Origin of the sequence: Streptomyces sp. NBC_01476, assembly GCF_036227265.1 — a bacterium.
GTDB lineage: Bacteria > Actinomycetota > Actinomycetes > Streptomycetales > Streptomycetaceae > Actinacidiphila.
This window is the reverse complement of the sequence record NZ_CP109446.1, coordinates 713,657-732,922: the sequence shown is the minus strand read 5'-3', so window position 1 is coordinate 732,922 and position 19,266 is coordinate 713,657. Positions and strand designations below refer to the sequence as shown.

Here is a 19,266-nt window from a genome sequence, read left to right as displayed (position 1 = left end):
GCGGAGGGGCGAAAGGGCGGCGCGGCGGCAGGACGGCAGCGTTGGCCGGGACGCCGGCCGGGATGCCCGGCCGGAACGAATTTGTGGCTTCGCGCGTTCGACCGGTAATAGTGGCCCTCGAACTGTTGATCCGCCTGTGGGGGGCGCCGTGCGACCGGCTCGCCGCCCGTGGCCACGCCTGGACGAGACGGGGACGCGCACCGTGACCACCGATTCATCACCCGCTCCCGAGGGGGAGCCGTCCCTCCCGGACGAGGTGTGGGACCAGTTCCTGCAGGACAGCGAGCGGGATATCCGGGCCAGTGACGCTCCCAAGGAGCCCTCCGCGCGGGCCAGGCTCGTCGCCCGGCGGCTGCGTGAGGAGGAGGCGCGGGCCGAGGCCGAGCGCAGGAGCCGGCGGGGCAGGACACGCCGGCGTGCCATCTCCCCGCCCGGCCGGTGGTCCGGCGGCAGCGACGCCGCCGAGGGCCGGGCGCGCCGCCGCACCAGGCTGCGCGGCGTGGCGGGTGTCGTGGTGGTGGTGATCCTGCTGCTGGTGGTGCTCGCGCCGGGCCGCGCCTGGTCCTTCCTGCGCGGTAACGGAGATCACCACGACGGCAACCCCGGGCCGGTGCCCACGACCGTCGTGCCGCAGCCCGACCCGCAGCGGACCATCCGCACCTGACCGGTGCGGCCCGGTGCGGACGGGCGGTGTCAGCTGTCGGCGCTCTCGGCGCTCGGGGGATCGCCGGCGACGATCAGGTCCGCCAGGTGCTCGGAGATCTCCGCCCGCAGCACCTCGGGGATGCCCGCGTCCGTCACCAGGGTGTCCACGTCCTCCAGGGACGCGAAGGAACTCAGGCCCACCGTCCCCCACTTGGTGTGGTCGGCGATCACCACCACCCGCCGGGCGGAGCGGACGAACTGGCGGTTGGTCTCGGCCTCCGCGAGGTTCGGCGTGGACAGCCCGGCCTCCACCGAGATGCCGTGCACCCCCAGGAAGAGCAGGTCGAAGTGGAGTGACCGGATCGCCCGGTCCGCCACCGGTCCGACCAGTGTCTCCGACGGTGTACGCACCCCGCCGGTGATCACCACGGTCGCCGACGCGTCGCCGTGACCGGCACCCGGGCGCCGCTGCACGGACTGGAACACATCCGCGACCCGCACCGAGTTGGTCACCACCGTCAGGTCCGGCACCTCCAGCAGGTGGTGGGCCAGCGCGAAGGTGGTGGTGCCCCCGGCCAGCGCGATGGCACTGCCCGGGGCGACCAGGTCCGCCGCCGCCCGGGCGATGGCCTCCTTGGCGCCCAGCTCCAGGCCCGACTTCGCCTCGAAGCCCGGCTCGTGGCTGCTGGCCTCCACCACCGGCACCGCGCCGCCGTGCACCTTCTCCACCACACCCTGCCGGGCCAGCGCGTCGAGATCGCGCCGGACCGTCATGTCCGAGACATTCAGCCGCCGGGTGAGCTCATTGACCCGGACGCCGCCACGCCGTCGTACCTCGTCCAGGATCAGGGCCCGTCGCTGCTCTGCGAGGAGGTTCTGGTTGTCGCTCACCCGTGACCCCGTCCCGTCCGTTTTCGTTGTCCAGCATGCCGCACGCCGAAGTGCTGCGGTCATCCTTCCACGCGCGAGGCGGCCGGTGTACGCCGGATGAACCGGAGGGGAGCACGATGACCGCGGACACGACAGCGGAGAATCCGGCGGTGCTCCCTCCGCTCGCCCTCGAACTCCTGGTGCACGGTGTCGGCGGCGCCACCCCGCAGCATATGCTCGCCGACCCCCGGACGGTCCGGCTCGCCGGGGACGAGACAGCCGGCATCCACCGGCGGGCCTGCGACGCCGACGCCGAGGAACACCCCGGCAGATACCGCGACCAGCCGGTGCCCGAGGCGTACTGCTGGTCCAACCTCACCTCGGGCAACGGCAGTCGCGCCCTGTGGCTGCTGCTCCTGCCGTTCATGGTGGCCAACCTCGCGCACTGGATGCGGCCCCCCTCCACCCGCACCCGGCTCGCCCGCGGCTACGAACAGCTGGTCCGGCTGCTCGCCCTCACCCTCACCGTGCTGCTGGTCGCCGCCGTCTGCGAGGTGGCGATGGACATCGTCGGCTGGCAGTGCGCCGGGCGGGCCGCCTGCACCCGCGACACGACCTGGCTGGGCTTCGCCGCCCCCGGCCGCGGCGGCTGGTGGAGCCTGCCCGGGCGCCGGCTGGCACTCGCCGCCGCCGCCCCCGTGGCGCTCACCGTGCTGCTGTGGTCGCTCTCCCGCCGCACCTGGTACGCGTACGAGTCGCACCGCCCCGCGGACCGCGACCCGCCGCCACCCGGCACCGCCGCCCTCTCGCTGCCCGGCTTCTGGTACGGCCGCAGGTCGGTGGCGCGGCTGCGCACCGCCCACACCGCGGCCGGCCTGCTCACCGTCGCCACCGCCCTGTGCGTGCCCACCCTGCGTCACGACACCGGACGCGCCCGGCCGGCGCCGACCGTGACCGGCTGGGTGCTGGCGGGCCTGCTGGTCCTGCTCGGTGCGCTCGCGGTGGTCACCGTCTGGCGCGCCGACCGCGCCGAGAGCGGGCTGGACGACGCCACCGACCGGCTCAGCACCCACACTCTGCTCGGCGGTTCGGCCGGCCTGCTCGCCGCCACCGCGGTCTACAGCGGCTGGCAGCGGCCCTCCTGGACCTCCGACGGACGGCTGCCCTCCGCGCAGGCGTTCAGCGGCCTCACCGTCCTGCAGGGCGCCCTGATCGCCGCGCTCGCCGTCACGGCCTTCGCGCTGCGCCGCGCCCTGCCGCCGGGTTTCGCGGCCGGCGACGCGGGGGTGCTGCGCGGCCAGGCGGGACCCGCCGTGGCGCTGCTCGGCTGCGCGCTGGGCGGTGTCCTCACCGGTGGTGTCGCCCAGCGCGCCGCGGACTGGCTCGACCGGGGCCGTACCCCCGGTGAGAAGGGCAGCGCGCTCGCCGGACCGCCGGCCGTGCTCACCTGGGAGGCGTCGGTGATCCCCGCGGTTCTCGTCCTGCTGCTCCTGGTGGCCGCGGCCGTCGCCGTCCGGCTGTGGCGCCGGGAGCGAGCGCTGCACCGCGAGGTCGAGGCGCTCTACCCCGGCGAGCAGCACCACCCGGTCCGCACCGGGCAGATCGCCGCCGCCATCGCCCGCGCCGGGCTCACCGACCGCGCCCCGCTGCTGATCGCCGTGGTGTGCGCGGCGGGCTTCGTGCTGGGCGGCGGGGCGGTCGCCGGGGCCTGGGCCGGCGGCGGCACCCCCGGTGAGGTCACCGACGGGGCGCCGGGGCCGCTCGCCGCCGTCGCCGACACCGCCCAGGCGCTCGGCTCCTGGCTGGTGGGCGCCGGCGTCGTGGCGCTGATCGCGCTGGGCCGCCGTGCCTATCAGGACGCCTCCGCCCGCCGTACCGTCGGCATCCTCTGGGACGTCGGCACCTTCTGGCCGCGCGCCGCCCACCCCTTCGCACCGCCCTGCTACGCCGAGCGCGTGGTGCCCGACCTCAGCTGGCGGATGGCGTCCTGGACCGCGCTGACCGGCGGCCGGATCGTGCTCTCCGGGCACTCCCAGGGCAGCGTGCTGGCCGCCGCCGCGGTCTGGCAGCTCGATCCGGCGGTACGCGGCCGGGTCGCGCTGCTCACCTACGGCTGCCCGCTGGCCCGGCTCTACGGCCGCTGGTTCCCGGCCCACTTCGGCCCCGCCCGGCTGCGCGCGCTCCACGACGACATGCACACCTGGTGCAATCTGTGGCGGCGCACCGACCCGATCGGCGGCCCGGTGGACATCGTGGCCGCGGACACGCCCGCGGGGAGCCGCGTCGACTGCGGGCCGCTGCTTGACCCGGCCGCCTACGGCCGCAGCACCGGGCACCCGCTGCCCGAACCGATCCTCGGCCACTCCGACTTCCAGGCCGACCCGGCCTTCGCCGCCCAGCGGGCCGCACTGCTCGGCCGGCTGGGCCCGGCGCCGCCCGGCGCGGTGCCCGCCCAGCCGGGGCCGGCTCAGGGCAGCTCCGGCAGATCCTCCGGGTAGAGCAGCTGCAGCTCCTCGTGGGTGGGCTCGGCGACATGTGCCAGCCGTACCGCGTGCCGCTCCACCATCGCCTCGAACGTCTGCCGCGCCGACCTGCCGTTGCCGAAGGCCGGCCCCTTCGGCAGCGCCGTGAAGTACTTCAGCAGCGCGTCCCCGGTGTCGTCGCCGAGCCGGTACTGGTGCTCGGCGGCCTGCGACTCCACGATCCGCAGCAACTCCTGCGAGGAGTAGTCGCCGAAGGTGATGGTCCGTGAGAAACGTGACGCCACCCCGGGGTTGGAGGCCAGGAAGCGGGCCATCTCCTCGGTGTAGCCGGCCACGATCACCACCACCGCGTCCCGGTGGTCCTCCATCAGCTTCACCAGGGTGTCGATGGCCTCCCGGCCGAAGTCCCGCCCCGCGTCCTCGGGCGCCAGCGCGTACGCCTCGTCGATGAAGAGCACCCCGCCGCGGGCCCGGTCGAACGCCTCCTGGGTGCGGATCGCGGTGGAGCCGATGTGCTCGCCCACCAGGTCGACCCGGGACACCTCCACCAGGTGCCCGCGCTCCAGCACGCCGAGCGAGGCCAGGATCTCGCCGTAGAGCCGTGCCACGGTCGTCTTGCCGGTGCCGGGGGAGCCGGTGAAGACCAGATGCCGGCGCGCCGAGGGCGCCTTGAGCCCGGCCTGTTCACGGCGCCGGCCCACCGAGATCAGATCGATCAGGGTGCGCACCTCGCGCTTGACGCTGTCAAGACCGACCAGCGCGTCGAGGTCGCCCAGCACCTGCTCACTCTCCCGGGCGGGCGGCGCGGGCTGCGGCTCGGCGGGCCGCTGTTCGGGTACGCCGCTGAGCAGGCCGTAGGACTGCGCCGCGGTCGCGTGCCCGAGCACACCGCCGTCGGCCGGCAGGCCGGCCGGCACGGGGAGCGGGAGTTCGGCGGGCGCCGCCTGGTCGCTGGTGCACTCCTCGGTGACCGGCCCCGGCTCGGCGAACTCGTAACCGCCGCGGGCGCAGCGCTCGGTACGGCACCGGGTCAGCGTGGAGCGGCAGCCGTCGATGATGTGGAAGCCGTAGCCGCGGCTGCCGGTGACCCGGCAGTCGGTGAAGGTGCCGCGGCCCTCCGCGGAGACGTAGACCCCGGACTCCACCGGGTTGGTGACCGTGACGCGCTCCAGCGCCGGATCCGCGCCCTTGGTGACGATCACGCCGGTCGCGGTCTCGTCGATGGTGACCTGGGCGAGGGTGCCGCCACTGCCGTGGTCGCGGAACCAGGCACCGGTCGCGGCCTTGCTGATCCGGCAGTCGTCGAGCTGGATGTCCGCGCCGTCGCTCACCGACACCGCGGTGTTACGGATCTGGCTGAAGTCGCTGTCCACCACGTCCGCCCGCGAGCCGCGGTCCAGTACGAACAGGGCGTCGGGCACGTCGTGCACCCGGCAGGAATCCAGTATGGCCACCGCGCCGTCGCTCACCCACACCGCCGGATAGTCACCGGTGCTGTCGTGGATCTCGCAGCTGTCGGCGTCCACCCGGGTCCCCGGGTCCCAGACCGACAGGCCGTTGCGGCCGAAACGGCGGACCGTGCAGCGGGTCAGGGTGAGCACCGAACGGGCCCGCAGATCGACCGCGTTCTCCGGGATGTCGTGGATGTCGCAGTCGGCGAGGGTGAGCACCCCGTCGGTGTCCAGCGTGATGCCGTCCCCGGTGGTGCGGTGCACCTGGCAGTCGGTGAAGTGGCCGGTGGCCCGGGCCGAGACCTGCACGCCGGTGCCGCGGATCTCGAAGACCTCGCAGCCCACGGCCTCCAGCGAACTGTTCTCACCGGTCACCGCGATCCCGGCCCCCGAGGTGTGGTGCACCCGGCAGCGCTCCAGCCGCGGCCCGGCCCCGCCGCGTACCGCGACACCGCTCTGGCCGGCCGCGACCACCTCGCACTCCTCGAAGAGGCCGCCCGCGCCCTCCAGCACGCTGATGCCGAGCCCGGCCGGATTGTCCACCGAGCAGCGCCGTACGGTCGGGCGGGCGCCGTCCCGCACCTCCAGACCCACCGCGGAGCGGGTGTTGATGCGCAGCCCGGACAGCTCCGGGGTGCTCGCCTCCACCAGCAGCGCGGCGGAGGCGGTGTCCTGGCCCTCCACCAGCAGGTCCTGCACGACGGCCGCGGCCCGCAGGGTGAGCGCCACACCGGAGGCTGGGGCGATCCGTACGGTGCCGGGGCCGTCTGCGCAGCGCAGGGTCACCGGCCGGTCCAGTACCAGATTCTCCCGGTAGGTACCCGGGCTCACCGACAGCACGTCTCCGTCGCCCGCCGCCTCCAGCGCGGCTGCGAGAGTCTCGTACTCACCAGTGCGGCGGCGCCACCGCGAGCTGTTCTGATTGGTGACCTGCACCACGCCATGTGCCATCGGGCTGCTCTGCCCCCACCTCTTGCGTCGGCCGACCGGGGATGCAACCGTAGCGCGCGCCGGGGCCCGGTGTTGACGCCCGCCGGACGGCCCGCGGCGCCACGGTCACCCGTCGGCGCCCGCGCGGCCCCAGTCCTGGCCCACCCGGGCCCACTCCTGCTCCCAGGAGACGAGTCTGCGGCGCATCAGACGCCACATCAGCACCTGCCGGGTGATCAGCAGCAGCCCGCCGGCCGACGTGGCGGCGGCGGTGCCGGCCAGCACCGAGTGGGTGGCCGCGGTCGCGGAGTCCAGCGGCGGCGGCACCAGATGGCCGGAACGGTCCGTCCACAGCTGGATTTTGCCCTGGTGCCAGACTTCGAGATCCACCGAGACAGTCGTGCTGTGCGACGAGTGGTCGGGTGCGGTCCAGCGCAGGACGTCGCCCTGCCGCTGATCGGCCGGCCGCGCGGTGGCGCCCGAGGGCTGCTTTCCCGACGTCCTGGGCACCACGGTCGCGCTCACCAGGAACCGCTCGGAGCGCTCGGTGCGCACCACTCGCTGCAAGGTGCGGTCCACCGACGCGCCGACCCACCAGCCGAAGAGCGGCAGCAGGCAGAACAGCAGCGTGGTGAGCAGTCCCAGCCATGTCTCGATCACATCGGTGCGCCGGCGCAGGGCATTGCGCCGCCACTGCCATCCGAACTTCTTCATCCGCCGGCGGCGGCGCACTGACGGGTTCGCTGACCGGCCCACTGACAGCCACCCCCTTCACACCCGTTCGGTTTCCGCGAACGGAGCGACTCATGCACGCACACCCGGGGTGCGTTACTCCACCACCAAGAACGGGTCACCGACCCGCAGGGTTCCGGAATGCTCGGGAATCAGATTCTGACCGAAAACCAGTTGGGACCCGGACTTGCGGTGCCGGGCCAGTGTCCGCAGCGGCTCCTTGCCGCGTTCGCCGGTCGCCTGGTCGGTAGTGGTGATCACGCAGCGTCCACAGGGCTTGGGCGCGCGGAACTCGATCCCGCCGATCCGCACCCGGCGCCACTTGTCCTCCGCCCACGGCTCGGTGCCGTCGATGACCACATTCGGCCTGAACCGGTTCATCGGCAGCGGGCCCTCCTGCGGCCGATCGCCCTGGGCGATCAGCGAGTTGAGGGCGGCCAGCGAGGCCGTGGTGGTGATCAGCAGCGGGAAACCGTCCGCGAGGCTCACCGTCTCCCCGGGCCTGGCGTACTGCGGATCGACCTGGCGGCGCACCGCCGGGTCGTCCATGTACACCAGCCGCACCGGCGCGTCCAGGAACTCGCCGAACCACCGGTCGGCGGCGCCGCCCACCGGCAGTACCTCGAACTTGTTCGCGAAGAGCCCGACCGTCTCCAGCGGACCGGGCGGCGGCACCGCGACGGTCAGCGTCTCCCGCCCCGGGGCACGCACCAGCAGGCCGTCACCCCCCACGGGTTCGGCGGCCAGCAGTGCCAGGCGGGCGTTCTCCCGCTGTGTCACGGCCTTCTGGGTACGGACGTCGACCAGCATCCAGCGGCGGTCCCCCGCGAGCCCCCACGGCTCGACGACCGCCTCACCGGGACTGATCCCGTGCAGCGACTTCACCGGATAGACATGCAGCGCGCTCACGGCGGGCGCGGTCGTCCGGGGCGCGGGCGGGGGAGGTGTGGTCATACCGGCCATCCTCGCAGGCGCCGTACCATGCGGTCAGCCCTGGTAGTAGCCCCCGCCCTGCTGCTGGGCCGGGGGGACACCGAGGCCGAGGTTGCGCCGCGGGTACTGCTCCTCCGGGTGGCCGCCGGGCATCTGGCGCGGCTGCGCGGGACGCGGCGGCACCGGGCGCGCGGCCTCGTACCCGCCGGGCGCGGGCTGCGGGGCCTGTGGCTGGTAACTGGCCCCGTTCCCGTATCCGTTATAGCCGCCGGCCCGCGGAGCCGGCTGCTGCTGGGGTATGTAAGCGGTCTGCTGCTGCGGCTGGTAGCCCGCGGGCTGCGGATAGCCGTTCTGCATCGCGTTCTGCATCGGCATCGGCGCCTGCGGCTGCGGGTACTGCGACGGCGCGGACGGGCCGGGCGGCAGTGCCGGAAGAGCGGCGGGCAGCGCCGGCAGATTACTGCCGCCACCGTAGGAGTTGTAGCCGCCCGACTCGTACGGAGAGTAAGCAGCGGGCACGCGGATGGGGGCGATCTGCGGGGTGCCGCGTTCGGCGACGAGGCTGTCGTAGATCGGGGTGTCCGGGAAGGACGAAGACGAGGGGTAGTAGCCGCCGTAGCCGCCACCGTACGAACCGCGGGGGGTGGTCATGAGCCATAAGTTAAGCCCACGATGTGGTCGTTGGGGAGACCGATTAGAAGGTTGTTTGATGCGCAGTGAGTGCCCTCCTGTCCTCAATATGAGCGAATCCGCGAAAAACGGTCAGCGAGTCGTGATGTGATCAGGTAAAACGCATGCGTCGAGGGGGTTGCCGGGGGTCTCGGCGCGCCGGGGAGGGGGAGCGGATGAGCCTGCGCAAAGGGGAGAACACGGGCCTGCCGACGGCGGCCGTGCGGGTGGAGTTCGGGCGGCGGGCGGAGCCGGGAGCGCCGCGGGCCCATGTGTGCGCTCTGTTGCTCAGTGAGACGGGTGCGCTGCGTGATGCCGGCGACCTCGTCCACCCGGGCGCCCCCGTGCACGCTTCGGGGGCCGTACGGCACGAAGGCAGCGCGGTCCGCGCGGAGTTCACCGTCGACACCCTCACCGTCGACTTGGCCGCGCTCGGCCCCGGGACCCACGCGGTGCTGGTGGTCGCCCGCGGCGACGGCGGCTCCTTCGGCTCGGTCCCGGAGTTGTGGGTACGGGTCGGCGCACCGGGCGCGGAGCCCGCGCAGTTCGACTGCACGGGAGCGACCACCGAGACCGCGTACGTCCTCGGCGAGTGCTACCGGCGGGCCGGCGGCTGGCGGTTCCGGGCGGTCGGGCAGGGGTACGACGGCGGGTTCGCCGAACTCGCCGGGACGTACGGGCTGTCGCAGGTCCCGCCGTTCGAGGCGACGGCCTCACCGGGGACCGGGACCGGGACCGCCGGGCCGCAGCCGGGGGGTGCGCCCGTCGCCCCGGTCGAGCCTGTCCTTCCTGCCGCGCCGGTGTCGCTCTCCAAGGTGACCCTCACCAAGAGCGCGCCCGCGGTGTCGCTGGCCACGCAGGGCGCCACCTCGGGTGCGCTGCGAGTCGGGCTCAACTGGCAGGCGCCCAGCGGTCATTGGCGCGGCGGCATCGATCTTGACCTGTGTGCGCTCTTCGAGCTGACCGACGGCAGCAAGGGCGTCGTCCAGGCACTCGGCGGCGCCCTCGGCTCCCTGCACCAGCCGCCGTTCATCCTGCTCGACGGCGACGACCGGACCGGCGCCGCCGCCGGGGGCGAGAACCTCACCGTCAACCTCGACCACCTCGCGTACTTCCGGCGGATCCTCGTCTTCGTCACCATCTACGAGGGCGCCGACAGCTTCGCCGGCCTGCACGCGAGCGTCACACTGCGCCCGCAGCACGGCGCGCCCGTCGACTTCGCACTCGACGAGTGCACCGTCGACTCCAAGGTGTGCGCGCTCGCGCTGATCACCCGCGAAGGGTCCGACCTCGTCGTACGGCGGGAGGCGCGCTACCTCCTGCCGCGCACCGGGGTGAGCCCGCAGCGGACCGTCGACTACGCGTACGGCTGGGGACTCAACTGGACGCCCGGCCGGAAGTGACGTCAGACCGTGGCGTCCGGCCGGGCGTAGGTGCGGCCCTTCCAGGCGGCGCCCCGGCCGCGGTAGTGCTCGAACGCCGAGTACACCGTCATCAGCAGGTACAGCCCCGCGGTGTACGGCAGCAGCGGCGCCAGCCACAGCGGCTGCCCGTAGTAGCGCAGCATCGGCAGATAGCTGCCGGTCATCACGGCCCACGCCGCGAACCCCAGGGCGCTCAGCGGCCAGGCGCCGGCCAGCGCGCCGCCGATCGCGGCGACCGGCGGCACCAGGTAGATCAGCGCCAGCCCGAGGACCGTGCCGGCCAGTACGGCGGGGTTGTGCCGCAGTTGGGCGTAGGCGCTGCGGGACACCATCCGCCACAGCTCGCCGAGGCCGGGGTAGGGGCGGACGCTGTCCACCTGCTCGGCCAGGCCCAGCCAGATCCGGCCGCCGGAGCGCTTCACCGCGCGGGCCAGTGCGACATCGTCGATCACCGACTGGCGGATCGAGTCCGGGACGCGGGCAGCGGTGACCGCGGTCGAGCGGATCAGTACGCAGCCGCCTGCCGCGGCGGCGGTACGGGAACGGGGGCGGTTGATCCGGCGGAAGGGGTAGAGCTGGGCGAAGAAGTAGACGAAGGCGGGGACGATCAGGCGCTCCCAGCCGGTCTCCACCCGCAGCCTGGCCATCTGCGACACCATGTCGAGGTCGGCGCCGACCGCGCCGGCGACCAGTGCGCGCAGGCTGTCCGGGCGGTGGGCGATGTCGGCGTCGGTGAGCAGCAGGTAGTCGGCGCCGGTCCGTTCGCGGGCCAGGGCGATGCCGTGGCGTACCGCCCACAGCTTGCCGGTCCAGCCGGCCGGAGGTTCGCCCGGCGAGGTCACGGTCAGCGGGAGTCCGCCGTGGCTCGCGCCCAGCTTCTCGGCGAGTTCTCCGGTGCCGTCCGAACTGCCGTCGTCCACCAGGAAGACCTCGGCCTCGCCCGGGTAGACCTGCGCCAGCAGGGACGGCAGGCTCACCCCCAGCACCTCGGCCTCGTCCCGCGCCGGGACCACGACGGCGACCTTCGGCCACCGCGCCGGCTCAGTGCCCTCGGGCAGCCGCACGTCCGTACGCCAGAAGCCCCCCTGCCCCACCAGCAGCCACACCCAAGCGGCGAGGGACACCCCGGCAACCACCCACATCACCATCACGCCCCGCAGTCTGCCATCCCCTGCGGGGCGCCTGACCGGGACACGTCCCCTGCGGCCCACGCATGCGTAGTGGCGATCTGTTGGTTGGGCACCGCTGGGGTGCTTTCGTCTCACGTCCCGCCGTTGCGGCGGTTGGTGGGGTGCGGTGCTTCGCGGGCTCGGGTTGGTGATCTGTGGTTCGGCACCGCCGGGATCCATTCGTTCGCGTCCCGCCGTTGCGGCGGTTTGTCGGGTGCCGTTCTGCGGGGGCTCGGGTTGGTGATCTGTGGGTTGGGCGCCGCCGGGGTGCTTTCGTCTCGCGTCCCGCCCGCTGCGGCGGTTGGTGGTGGTGGTGGTGGGCCGTCGCGTTGGGGGGCGGGGTGGGGGCGCTTAGAGTAAGAGCCGTGAAGATCGGGCTGGTGGATTCGGGGATCGGGTTGCTGGCCGCGGCTGCGGCGGTGCGGGAGGCGCGGGGGGACGTGGAGCTCGTGCTCGCGTCGGACCCGGAGGGCATGCCGTGGGGGCCGCGGTCCGCGGAGGACGTGACGCGGCGGGCACTGGCCTGCGCGCGGGCCGCCGCGGAGGAGGATCTCGACGCGCTGATCGTGGCCTGCAACACCGCGACCGTGCACGCGCTGCCCGCCCTGCGGGCCGCGTTCGAACCCGGGCTGCCCGTCATCGGCACCGTCCCCGCGATCAAGCCGGCCGCCGCCGAGCACCGGGCCGTGGCGATCTGGGCCACCCCCGCCACCACCGGCAGCGCCTACCAGCGGGGCCTGATCGCCGACTTCGGCAACGGCGCCCGCGTCACCGAGGTGCCCTGCCCCGGCCTCGCCGACGCCGTGCAGCGGGCCGACACCGACGCCGTACGCGCCGCCGTGGACGCCGCCGCCGCCCTGACCCCACCGGACGTGACCGGCGTCGTCCTCGGCTGCACGCACTACGAACTCGTCGCCGGCCGGATCGCCGCCGCCGTACCGGACGCCGAGCTCTACGGCTCCGCGCACGCCGTCGCCGCGCAGGCGCTGCGCCGGATCGGTGCGACGGGCGTCACCCCGGTCGGCCCAACCGGCGCCGTGACCGTGATCCTCGGTGGGCACCGGGCCGCGGCGCTTCCCGCGGCGGCCCTGGCCTACCCCGAGGGCGCGGCGCTCAAGCGCGACTCCCGCCACAACCTGAGGAAGATGGGTGCCCCTCTCCCGAGCGCTTAGTACGCTTCGTGCCATGAAGCACGCGCCCCGGCATCAGACCGGCGCGTCCCAGGAATGGACGGGCCGCGCCAGCAACCGTATGCAGTGGGTGCTCGCCGCGGCGGGCGCCGCCTGTCTCGCCCTGGGCATCGACCTCGCGGTGGACGGCCCCGGCACGTCCGGCCTGGCCCCGCTGGTGATGTCCGTCGTGGGCTGCCTCGCCGTGGGCCTCCTCGTGCTCTTCGGCACGATCGCCTTCACCCACGTGCACGTGACCATCGACTACGACGCGGTGCACGTGCGCTGCGGTCACATCGGAGTGCCGCGGCGCCGTATCCCGCTGGACGAGGTCAGCGGCGCGCAGGTCAGCGCCTGGATCAGTCCGCGTACCTGGGGCGGCTGGGGCTACCGCTGGCGCCCGGAGCTCGGCACCGCCGTGGTCGTCAGACGCGGGCCCGGCCTGGTGATCGACCTCGGCGGCGGCCGGCACTTCACGGTGACCGTGGACGACCCGGAGGGCGCGGTCAAGACGATCAGGGACTGCCTGCTGCTGCGCTCCCGCCCGGCGGCCGGCCCCGGCCGCGCCTGACCCCGGGAGACCCGGGACGCGTCGCCGCCCTCACCCCGCAGGACTCTCCTCCAACGGCCGGGCCGTCGCGACCCCGGCCAGAAAACCCGCGCCCGCCGTCACCACGGCGAAGCTCAGCACAGGATCGACCGTCGCCAGCAGCGCCAGTCCGGTCAGCGCGGCGCCCGCGGTGAGGACCACCGGGGTCGGCCGGGACGAGCGCCACAGGGCGCAGAGCACCCAGCCGTAGGCGAGCGCGAGGAGCGCCACCCCGGGGTAGCCCTGTTCTGCGGCGAGCTGGAGGGGCGCCGACCGCGGCGCCCCCGCCGGGGGCGTGGACACGTCGGTGGGCAGCGCTCCGGCCTCTTCGGTGAACCGCTCGGGCCCCACTCCCCGCACCGGATGGTGCTCGGCGATCGCCATCGCCTCGTGCCACACCTGGACCCGCGGCCGGGTGAGCTGCCCGGTGAGGGAGGCCGACAGACCGGACGGCAGCGTGCCTGCGGCGACCGCGTACGTCCCGGCCACCGCCAGCGCCGCGGCCAGCGCGAGACCGGCCAGCCCCAGCACCCGGCGGCGCTCCATCCGGGCCGCGGCCAGCGAGCAGAGGGTGATGGCGATGCCCGCCGCGAAGCCCGCGGCCGACCCCAGCGCGAAGGCGGCGACCGCGGCAACGAGCCCGGTCAGCCGCAGCAGCGTCCGCCGGACCCTGCCGTGGGCCGCCCAGGCCGCGCAGCAGGCGGCGCCGGCCGCCAGTACCAGCAGCGCCGCGTCGGCGGTGGGACGGCCGAGCGGCGGGCTGTCCGCGGGGGCGGACAGCCGGGACGGCGGGATCAGCACCAGGGCCAGTACGGCCACGGCGGCGGTGGCCGGCGCCAGCACCGGCAGCAGCGCGCCGAGGATACGGCCGGCGGCGTATCCAGCGGTGACGGCGAGCAGGGCAAGCAGTGTCCCCTCCGGCCGCGCGGACCGGCCGGCCGCGGCCACCAGCACCCAGATGGCGCAACAGGCGAGCACCACGATGCCGGCCGCGTCGGTGCGCCCGTGGTGCGGCCGGACGGCAGCCGGCTCCGGGGTGTCCGGGGTGCCCGCGTCGCACGGCAGGCCCGCGTGCGCGGCGTCCGGCGATCCGCCGGCCGTTGTGTCCATCCCCCGGTCCCCCTGCCGTCACCCGGACGTGACGGGGTGCCGTCACACCCGCGGTCCCCGCGTGGGCGCTGTCTCCGGGGTCACCGTAACGGGTGAAGGGGGCGCTGTGGATATGTTGCGCAGGAACCTTGTCCTGCTTGTGAAACCTGGTGCTGATGTGGCGTCCACCCTTTGTCTCGTAGGCTCAGGGGCATGGCGACTCCGAAGTTCATCCTCGACATCCGTGAGAAGGCGGGGGACACCCTGCTGTTCCTCCCCGGGGTGGTGATGGTGGTGTTCGACGCCCGTGGCCGGATCCTGCTCAACCGGCGGGCGGACAGCGGGAAGTGGGCACTCATCAGCGGTATCCCCGACCCCGGCGAGCAGCCGGCCGAGGCGGCGGTCCGGGAGATCCAGGAGGAGACCGGGGTCTCCGCCGTGGTGGAGCGGGTGCTGAGCGTCTTCACCAACGAACCGGTGGTGTACGACAACGGCGACCACGCCCAGTACGTCGACATCGTGCTGCGCTGCCGGGCGGTCGGCGGCGAGGCGCGGGTGAACGACGACGAGTCGCTCGACGTGCGCTGGTTCGCGCCCCACGAACTGCCGCCGCTGGGCCCGATCGCCCGCGGCCGGATCGAGCTGGCGCTGCGCGACGACCCCACCTGGTTCGCCCCGGCGCCGGCGCCCGGACTGGGAGACGGCGGCTACACCGCGCCGTAGCCCGGATCTGCCGGCCGCTCCACTGCCCGTCACCCTGTCCTGGACCGGGTGACGGGCCATTTCCATTTTTTATCAGATTCTTGCGTAAATAACTGTTGAATTTACGCCCGCTTTCTGATGGGATTCTTCTGCTCCGGCGCGACCTGACCCGCGCCGGAGCCCTCGCTCCCCGCGGTGTCACAGCGGGCAGGCGGCTGGAGGCCGCGGGCGGCGCTGTCGGCCCGGGGGTCGGATCCCCCCTTCACCGCGGCTCGGCTGTTCGAACCGCCAGAGTCGGCCAACTTGCCTCTGGCCAGCGGATTTTGTCAGTGCCTGGCGGTAAAATCGACAGTGTTCGAGAGGGTTGGCCGACGCCTCTGGAGGATGCCGATGGCTGCTGCCGTACTGCCCCTGCCGAAGTCCCGAGTCACGCAACCGCCGCTGTTCGCGGCGCCGTTGCCCAAGAAGCCGCTGCCCGCCGGGCTGCCCCGAGAGTGGTACGTCGCGCACAACCGCCGGCTCAAGACCATGCGCCTGGCCATCGCCCTGCTGGACTCGGGGGTGTACGAGCCGGCGCGGGCCGGCAACGCGCGGATCCGGAACACCGCCGAGCGGATCGGTGTCCACCCACCGTCCGACATCACCTGCCGGATGGTGCGGGCGCTGCTCGCCTACGGGCGCTGACCGCCTACGGCGCGACCGGCCCCCTCCTCCGCGGCGCGCGGGGGAGGGGGCCGGTCGTCTCTCGGACGCTGTTGCCCTGGCGGCGAATGTCTTTGTCGACTTATGGGCGGCAGGTCCACGGGCTCCCCGTGGTCAGGTCTTGCGGTAGGTGTACGCCTCGGCCGCCGCCGCTTCGACCGCCGTCAGGTCCGCGCCGGCCGAAGCGGTGACGACGGCGGCGACCGCGCCCTCCAGGAAGGGCGCGTCGACCAGCCGGGTGCCGTCCGGCAGCTCGTCGTCCGCGAGCAGTGCCTTGACGGTGAGGACGGCGCTGCCGAGATCGGCGAGGACCGCGACGCCGGCGCCCCGGTCGACCGAGCGGGCCGCCGACGCGATCAGCTCGGAGCTGGTCCCGAGGCCGCCGTCGGGCCCGCCGCCCGCCGGCTCGACCAGGACGTCGGTGCCGCCGCCGGTCAGGGCGGTCGCCAGTCCGGCGACGGCCTCGGCGACGGCCGCACTGTGCGAGACGAGTACGACACCGACCAGCGGGGTGGGGGCGGTCATATCGCACCTTCTTCCGCCGTGCGTATGGACGGGTGGTCAGGGTCGACCGCGCGGGCGGCCGGTTCGGGTCCTGCGTGCTCGGTCATACGGCGGCTCCTTCGGCGCTTCCGAGACGGCGGGAGGCGGCATTTACAGCATTTACGGCATCGGCGGCATCGGCGGCACGGACGGCACAGCCCCAGGTCACGCGGCTGTCCCCGTCGCCGTGTCGGACAGGGCGTTGAGGAGGAGGGCGGCGGACGTGGCGCCCGGGTCCTGATGGTCGATGCTGCGCTCGCCGAGGTAACTGGCACGGCCCTTGCGGGCACGCAGCGGGATGGTGGCCGTCGCGCCCGTGTCGGCGGCCGCGGCGGCCGCCGACAGGGCGTCGGCGGTGGACGCACCCGCGTCGAGGGCGCCGGACAGGGCGTCCAGGGCCGGGTAGAGCGCGTCCAGCATGGTCTTGTCGCCGACGGCCGCGCCACCGAGCTGGGCCACCCCGTCCACCCCGGCTTTCAGCGCGTCCCGCAGCCGTGCGGCGGACACCGCCGGCTCGTCGCCCAGTTCCTTGCCCGCCCGCCGCAGCAGCGTGCCGTAGAGTGGCCCCGACGCGCCGCCGACCGTACTGATCAGCTGCCGGCCCACCGCCACCAGCACACCGCCCGGTGTGTCCGGCGGCTCCTGCCCCACGGCCGTGCGGGCGGCGATGAATCCACGGCGCATATTGCCACCGTGGTCGGCGTCGCCGATGGGCGAGTCGAGGTCGTCCAACCGGGCGGCCTCGCGCTCGATGACGTCCGCCGCGGTGTCGAGCCAGCGGCGCAGGAAGGCCGCGTCGATCTCCGGGCCGTCCGCGGGAAGCGCGTTCATGGGGTGCCTTTCACCGAGGGGAACCGAGCAACGGGGACATGGGCGGTACCGGGACTCAGCAGCCCCAGCGCAGGCCCGGGGTGGAGACCGGCGCGTCCCACAGCCGCAGCAGCTCCTCGTCGACCTGGCAGATGCTCACCGAGCAGCCGGACATGTCGAGCGAGGTCACATAGTTGCCGACGAGGGTACGGGCCACCGGGATTTTCCGCTCCCCCAGCACCCGGTGCACTTCGGCCGCGAACCCGTACAGCTCCAGCAGCGGGGTGCCGCCCATCCCGTTGACCAGCACGAGCAGCGGGCCGTCGGGCTGGAGGTCGTCCACGACCGCCTCCACCGAGGCGTCGGCGATCTCGCCGGAGGTCATCATGGCGCGCCGCTCACGGCCCGGCTCGCCGTGGATGCCGACGCCCAGTTCCAGTTCGCCGTCGGGCAGGTCGAAGGTCGGGCCGCCCTTGGCCGGGGTGCTGACCGCGGTCAGCGCCACTCCGAAGCTGCGGGACAGCTCGTTGACGCGCCGCGCCACCGCCGCCACCTGGTCCAGCGAAGCGCCCTCCTCCGCGAGGGCGCCGGCGATCTTCTCGACGAAGAGCGTGGCCCCGGTCCCGCGCCGGCCGGCTGTGAACGTGCTGTCCATGACCGCCACGTCATCATTGACCAGCACCTTGGCGACCTGCACGCCCTCGTCCTCGGCCAGCTCGGCCGCCATGTCGAAGTTCAGCACGTCACCGGTGTAGTTCTTCACGATGAAGAGCACGCCCGCCCCGCTGTCCACCGCGGCCGCCGCCCGCACCATCTGGTCCGGCACCGGCGAGGTGAAGACCTCACCCGGACAGGCCGCGTCGAGCATCCCCTTGCCGACGAAGCCGCCGTGCAGCGGCTCGTGCCCCGACCCGCCGCCGGAGACGAGCCCGACCTTGCCCTCGTACGGGGCGCCCCGCCGGATGATCACCCGGCGCTCGACGTCGACCGTCAGGTCCGGATGAGCGGCGGCGATCCCGCGCAGCGCATCGGCCACGACCGTCTCGGGAACGTTGATCAGCATCTTCATCGGTACCTCCAACTGGGACCGGGCGCCTTCGCGGGCGCGAGGCCGGCGACGGCCGGCGTGTACCTCCAGTATCCGGCGATGATCGAAGAACGTCACGGAGAGCGCGGCCACCTGTCGCCGCCGGACCCGCCCTCGCACCCGCTCTCTGAGGGCCGCGACCCCGCGCCGCCGGACTTTCCCGGCCGGCCCGGGAGAGGGCCGCGGGCAGGTCAGGAGGGGCCAGGAAAGGGGCGGCTCCGGCAGCGGCAGCGGGTCCCAGCAGACCGGAACCGCCGGGCAGTGGGGCCGGGTTCTCCGGCAGCGCCGCCGCGGGCCCCGGCGCGGCCTCCACCGGCGCGGCGCCCGGTGAGGCGATCCGGGGCTGGCCGCCTCAGGGCGCCGCGCGTGGCGGGGCCGGTGGGCGGCAGCCGGCGAGTTTGGCGGGGGCCAGCACTGTGTCCACCCGGGTGACCAGTCCGCCGTCCAGGGTCAGTGCCATCACCATGGTCACCCGGGTGCCGTCCAGGACCGCGAAACCCGGCCCCTCGTTGACCTGGACCGGCACGATCCGCTGGTCGGGGCCGATCCTGCCCGCGACACCGATGAGGAAGCGGGCCACCCGGTCCGGGCCGAGCACCGGTTTGCGGGCCGCGGTCACTTCGCCGCCGCCGTCGCTGGTGAGGACCACCCGGGGGTCGAGCACGGCGGTCAGTGCCGCCAGGTCCCCGCCGGCCGCCGCCGCGGCGAAGGCGGCCACCGCCGCCCGGTGCTGCTCGGTGGCCACCCCCCTGCGCGGGGTGCCGTCGGCGACGTGCCTGCGGGCCCGGGAGGCGAGCTGGCGGACCGCCGCGGGTGTCCTGCCGACGATCTCCGCGACCTCGGGGAACTCCAGCCGGAACAGATCGTGCAGCACCCACGCGGTGCGTTCGGCGGGACTGAGCCTCTCCAGCACCACCAGCAGCGCGAAGCTCACCGACTCGTCGAGCGTCACCCGGTCGGCCGGATCGGGCGCCGTCCCCGCAGCGGTCAGCAGCGGCTCCGGCAGCCACGGGCCGACGTACGTCTCGCGCCGGCTGCGGGCCGAACGCAGCGTGTCCAGCGCGCCGCGGGCCACCGCCACCACCGCCCACCCCTCGACGTCCCGCACGGGTTCGCGGGCGTTCGCGGCGGCCAGCCGCAGCCAGCAGTCGGCGACCACGTCCTCGGCCTCGGCGTGACTGCCCAGCATCGCGTACGCCATGCGGGTGAGCCGCGGCCGGGCCTCGGCGTAGGCGGCGGCGAGAGCGGCGTCCCCGCTCATGAACGCCC

At 74.0% G+C, this 19,266-nt stretch carries 18 protein-coding genes; 7 read left to right on the top strand and 11 right to left on the bottom strand.

Annotated features, from left to right (window positions below; translation table 11 throughout):
• The first annotated feature begins 202 nt into the window (after positions 1-202).
• Positions 203-664 carry a hypothetical protein gene (locus tag OG552_RS03175; protein ID WP_329129382.1) on the top strand — a complete coding sequence of 154 codons (462 nt, stop codon included), beginning with the start codon at positions 203-205 and terminating at the stop codon, positions 662-664.
• A gap of 29 nt (positions 665-693) precedes the next feature.
• Here the strand turns inward: OG552_RS03175 and OG552_RS03170 are convergent, their stop codons facing one another.
• A complete protein-coding gene (locus tag OG552_RS03170; RefSeq protein WP_329129381.1) occupies positions 694-1,536 on the bottom strand; it encodes a DeoR/GlpR family DNA-binding transcription regulator in 843 nt (280 codons plus the stop codon).
• A gap of 116 nt (positions 1,537-1,652) precedes the next feature.
• On the opposite strand from OG552_RS03170, the gene OG552_RS03165 reads away from it, so the two are divergent.
• Complete coding sequence (locus tag OG552_RS03165) at positions 1,653-4,013, top strand: hypothetical protein (protein ID WP_329129379.1); 2,361 nt, start codon at positions 1,653-1,655, stop codon at positions 4,011-4,013.
• Here OG552_RS03165 and OG552_RS03160 read toward each other — a convergent pair.
• The 4 genes from OG552_RS03160 to OG552_RS03145 all read right to left on the bottom strand — a co-directional run bounded on the left by OG552_RS03160 (position 3,983) and on the right by OG552_RS03145 (position 8,695).
• Positions 3,983-6,400: a right-handed parallel beta-helix repeat-containing protein gene (locus tag OG552_RS03160; RefSeq protein WP_329129378.1), complete on the bottom strand. Its 2,418-nt coding sequence runs from the start codon at positions 6,398-6,400 to the stop codon at positions 3,983-3,985. The two genes, OG552_RS03165 and OG552_RS03160, sit on opposite strands and share 31 nt — an antisense overlap.
• 105 nt (positions 6,401-6,505) lie before the next feature.
• The gene (locus OG552_RS03155) at positions 6,506-7,093 is read right to left on the bottom strand and encodes an Rv1733c family protein (RefSeq protein ID WP_329129376.1); all 588 of its coding nucleotides are present in this window, start codon (positions 7,091-7,093) and stop codon (positions 6,506-6,508) included.
• Between the two features lie 114 nt (positions 7,094-7,207).
• Positions 7,208-8,065: an MOSC domain-containing protein gene (locus OG552_RS03150; RefSeq protein WP_329129374.1), complete on the bottom strand. Its 858-nt coding sequence runs from the start codon at positions 8,063-8,065 to the stop codon at positions 7,208-7,210.
• Positions 8,066-8,098: 33 nt separating this feature from the next.
• Entirely contained in the window at positions 8,099-8,695 is a 597-nt protein-coding gene (locus tag OG552_RS03145; RefSeq protein WP_329129372.1) for a DUF6643 family protein, read from the bottom strand.
• 194 nt (positions 8,696-8,889) lie between these two features.
• Here OG552_RS03145 and OG552_RS03140 point away from each other — a divergent pair, with 194 nt between their 5' ends.
• Positions 8,890-10,116 (top strand): TerD family protein, encoded by a 1,227-nt coding sequence (locus tag OG552_RS03140; RefSeq protein WP_329129371.1) that lies wholly within the window; start codon positions 8,890-8,892, stop codon positions 10,114-10,116.
• A gap of 2 nt (positions 10,117-10,118) precedes the next feature.
• Here OG552_RS03140 and OG552_RS03135 read toward each other — a convergent pair whose 3' ends face one another.
• A complete protein-coding gene (locus OG552_RS03135; RefSeq protein ID WP_443071135.1) occupies positions 10,119-11,279 on the bottom strand; it encodes a glycosyltransferase in 1,161 nt (386 codons plus the stop codon).
• A gap of 392 nt (positions 11,280-11,671) precedes the next feature.
• Here OG552_RS03135 and OG552_RS03130 point away from each other — a divergent pair, with 392 nt between their 5' ends.
• Entirely contained in the window at positions 11,672-12,478 is an 807-nt protein-coding gene (locus OG552_RS03130; protein WP_329129370.1) for a glutamate racemase, read from the top strand.
• Between the two features lie 13 nt (positions 12,479-12,491).
• The gene (locus tag OG552_RS03125) at positions 12,492-13,046 is read left to right on the top strand and encodes a hypothetical protein (RefSeq protein WP_329129369.1); all 555 of its coding nucleotides are present in this window, start codon (positions 12,492-12,494) and stop codon (positions 13,044-13,046) included.
• Between the two features lie 30 nt (positions 13,047-13,076).
• Here OG552_RS03125 and OG552_RS03120 read toward each other — a convergent pair whose 3' ends face one another.
• On the bottom strand, positions 13,077-14,174 hold the full coding sequence (locus OG552_RS03120) for an O-antigen ligase family protein (RefSeq protein ID WP_329129367.1): 1,098 nt from the start codon (positions 14,172-14,174) through the stop codon (positions 13,077-13,079).
• 192 nt (positions 14,175-14,366) lie between these two features.
• Between OG552_RS03120 and OG552_RS03115 the strand changes: the two genes are divergently transcribed.
• Both OG552_RS03115 and OG552_RS03110 read left to right on the top strand, forming a co-directional pair.
• Entirely contained in the window at positions 14,367-14,876 is a 510-nt protein-coding gene (locus OG552_RS03115) for an NUDIX hydrolase (RefSeq protein WP_329129365.1), read from the top strand.
• Between the two features lie 363 nt (positions 14,877-15,239).
• Positions 15,240-15,539 carry a hypothetical protein gene (locus OG552_RS03110; RefSeq protein WP_443070858.1) on the top strand — a complete coding sequence of 100 codons (300 nt, stop codon included), beginning with the start codon at positions 15,240-15,242 and terminating at the stop codon, positions 15,537-15,539.
• Positions 15,540-15,671: 132 nt separating this feature from the next.
• On the opposite strand, the gene OG552_RS03105 is transcribed toward OG552_RS03110, so the two are convergent.
• From OG552_RS03105 to sigJ, 4 genes are all read right to left on the bottom strand, one after another.
• Positions 15,672-16,082 carry a PTS-dependent dihydroxyacetone kinase phosphotransferase subunit DhaM gene (locus tag OG552_RS03105; protein ID WP_329129362.1) on the bottom strand — a complete coding sequence of 137 codons (411 nt, stop codon included), beginning with the start codon at positions 16,080-16,082 and terminating at the stop codon, positions 15,672-15,674.
• A 183-nt stretch (positions 16,083-16,265) separates the two neighbouring features.
• Positions 16,266-16,931 carry a dihydroxyacetone kinase subunit DhaL gene (gene dhaL, locus OG552_RS03100; protein ID WP_329129360.1) on the bottom strand — a complete coding sequence of 222 codons (666 nt, stop codon included), beginning with the start codon at positions 16,929-16,931 and terminating at the stop codon, positions 16,266-16,268.
• A gap of 55 nt (positions 16,932-16,986) precedes the next feature.
• Entirely contained in the window at positions 16,987-17,979 is a 993-nt protein-coding gene (gene dhaK, locus OG552_RS03095) for a dihydroxyacetone kinase subunit DhaK (protein WP_329129358.1), read from the bottom strand.
• Between the two features lie 370 nt (positions 17,980-18,349).
• Positions 18,350-19,258 carry an RNA polymerase sigma factor SigJ gene (sigJ, locus tag OG552_RS03090; RefSeq protein WP_329129356.1) on the bottom strand — a complete coding sequence of 303 codons (909 nt, stop codon included), beginning with the start codon at positions 19,256-19,258 and terminating at the stop codon, positions 18,350-18,352.
• Positions 19,259-19,266: the final 8 nt, after the last annotated feature.

Bases quoted from the DNA above. Each gene is read 5' to 3' on its own strand.
- OG552_RS03165 (WP_329129379.1), top strand. From the start codon at position 1,653: ATGACCGCGGACACGACAGCGGAGAATCCGGCGGTGCTCCCTCCGCTC.
- OG552_RS03160 (WP_329129378.1), bottom strand. From the start codon at position 6,400: ATGGCACATGGCGTGGTGCAGGTCACCAATCAGAACAGCTCGCGGTGG.
- OG552_RS03155 (WP_329129376.1), bottom strand. From the start codon at position 7,093: ATGAAGAAGTTCGGATGGCAGTGGCGGCGCAATGCCCTGCGCCGGCGC.
- OG552_RS03150 (WP_329129374.1), bottom strand. From the start codon at position 8,065: ATGACCACACCTCCCCCGCCCGCGCCCCGGACGACCGCGCCCGCCGTG.
- OG552_RS03145 (WP_329129372.1), bottom strand. From the start codon at position 8,695: ATGACCACCCCCCGCGGTTCGTACGGTGGCGGCTACGGCGGCTACTAC.
- OG552_RS03140 (WP_329129371.1), top strand. From the start codon at position 8,890: ATGAGCCTGCGCAAAGGGGAGAACACGGGCCTGCCGACGGCGGCCGTG.
- OG552_RS03135 (WP_443071135.1), bottom strand. From the start codon at position 11,279: ATGTGGGTGGTTGCCGGGGTGTCCCTCGCCGCTTGGGTGTGGCTGCTG.
- OG552_RS03125 (WP_329129369.1), top strand. From the start codon at position 12,492: ATGAAGCACGCGCCCCGGCATCAGACCGGCGCGTCCCAGGAATGGACG.
- OG552_RS03120 (WP_329129367.1), bottom strand. From the start codon at position 14,174: ATGGACACAACGGCCGGCGGATCGCCGGACGCCGCGCACGCGGGCCTG.
- OG552_RS03115 (WP_329129365.1), top strand. From the start codon at position 14,367: ATGGCGACTCCGAAGTTCATCCTCGACATCCGTGAGAAGGCGGGGGAC.
- OG552_RS03110 (WP_443070858.1), top strand. From the start codon at position 15,240: ATGCCGATGGCTGCTGCCGTACTGCCCCTGCCGAAGTCCCGAGTCACG.
- OG552_RS03105 (WP_329129362.1), bottom strand. From the start codon at position 16,082: ATGACCGCCCCCACCCCGCTGGTCGGTGTCGTACTCGTCTCGCACAGT.
- dhaL (WP_329129360.1), bottom strand. From the start codon at position 16,931: ATGAACGCGCTTCCCGCGGACGGCCCGGAGATCGACGCGGCCTTCCTG.
- dhaK (WP_329129358.1), bottom strand. From the start codon at position 17,979: ATGAAGATGCTGATCAACGTTCCCGAGACGGTCGTGGCCGATGCGCTG.
- sigJ (WP_329129356.1), bottom strand. From the start codon at position 19,258: ATGAGCGGGGACGCCGCTCTCGCCGCCGCCTACGCCGAGGCCCGGCCG.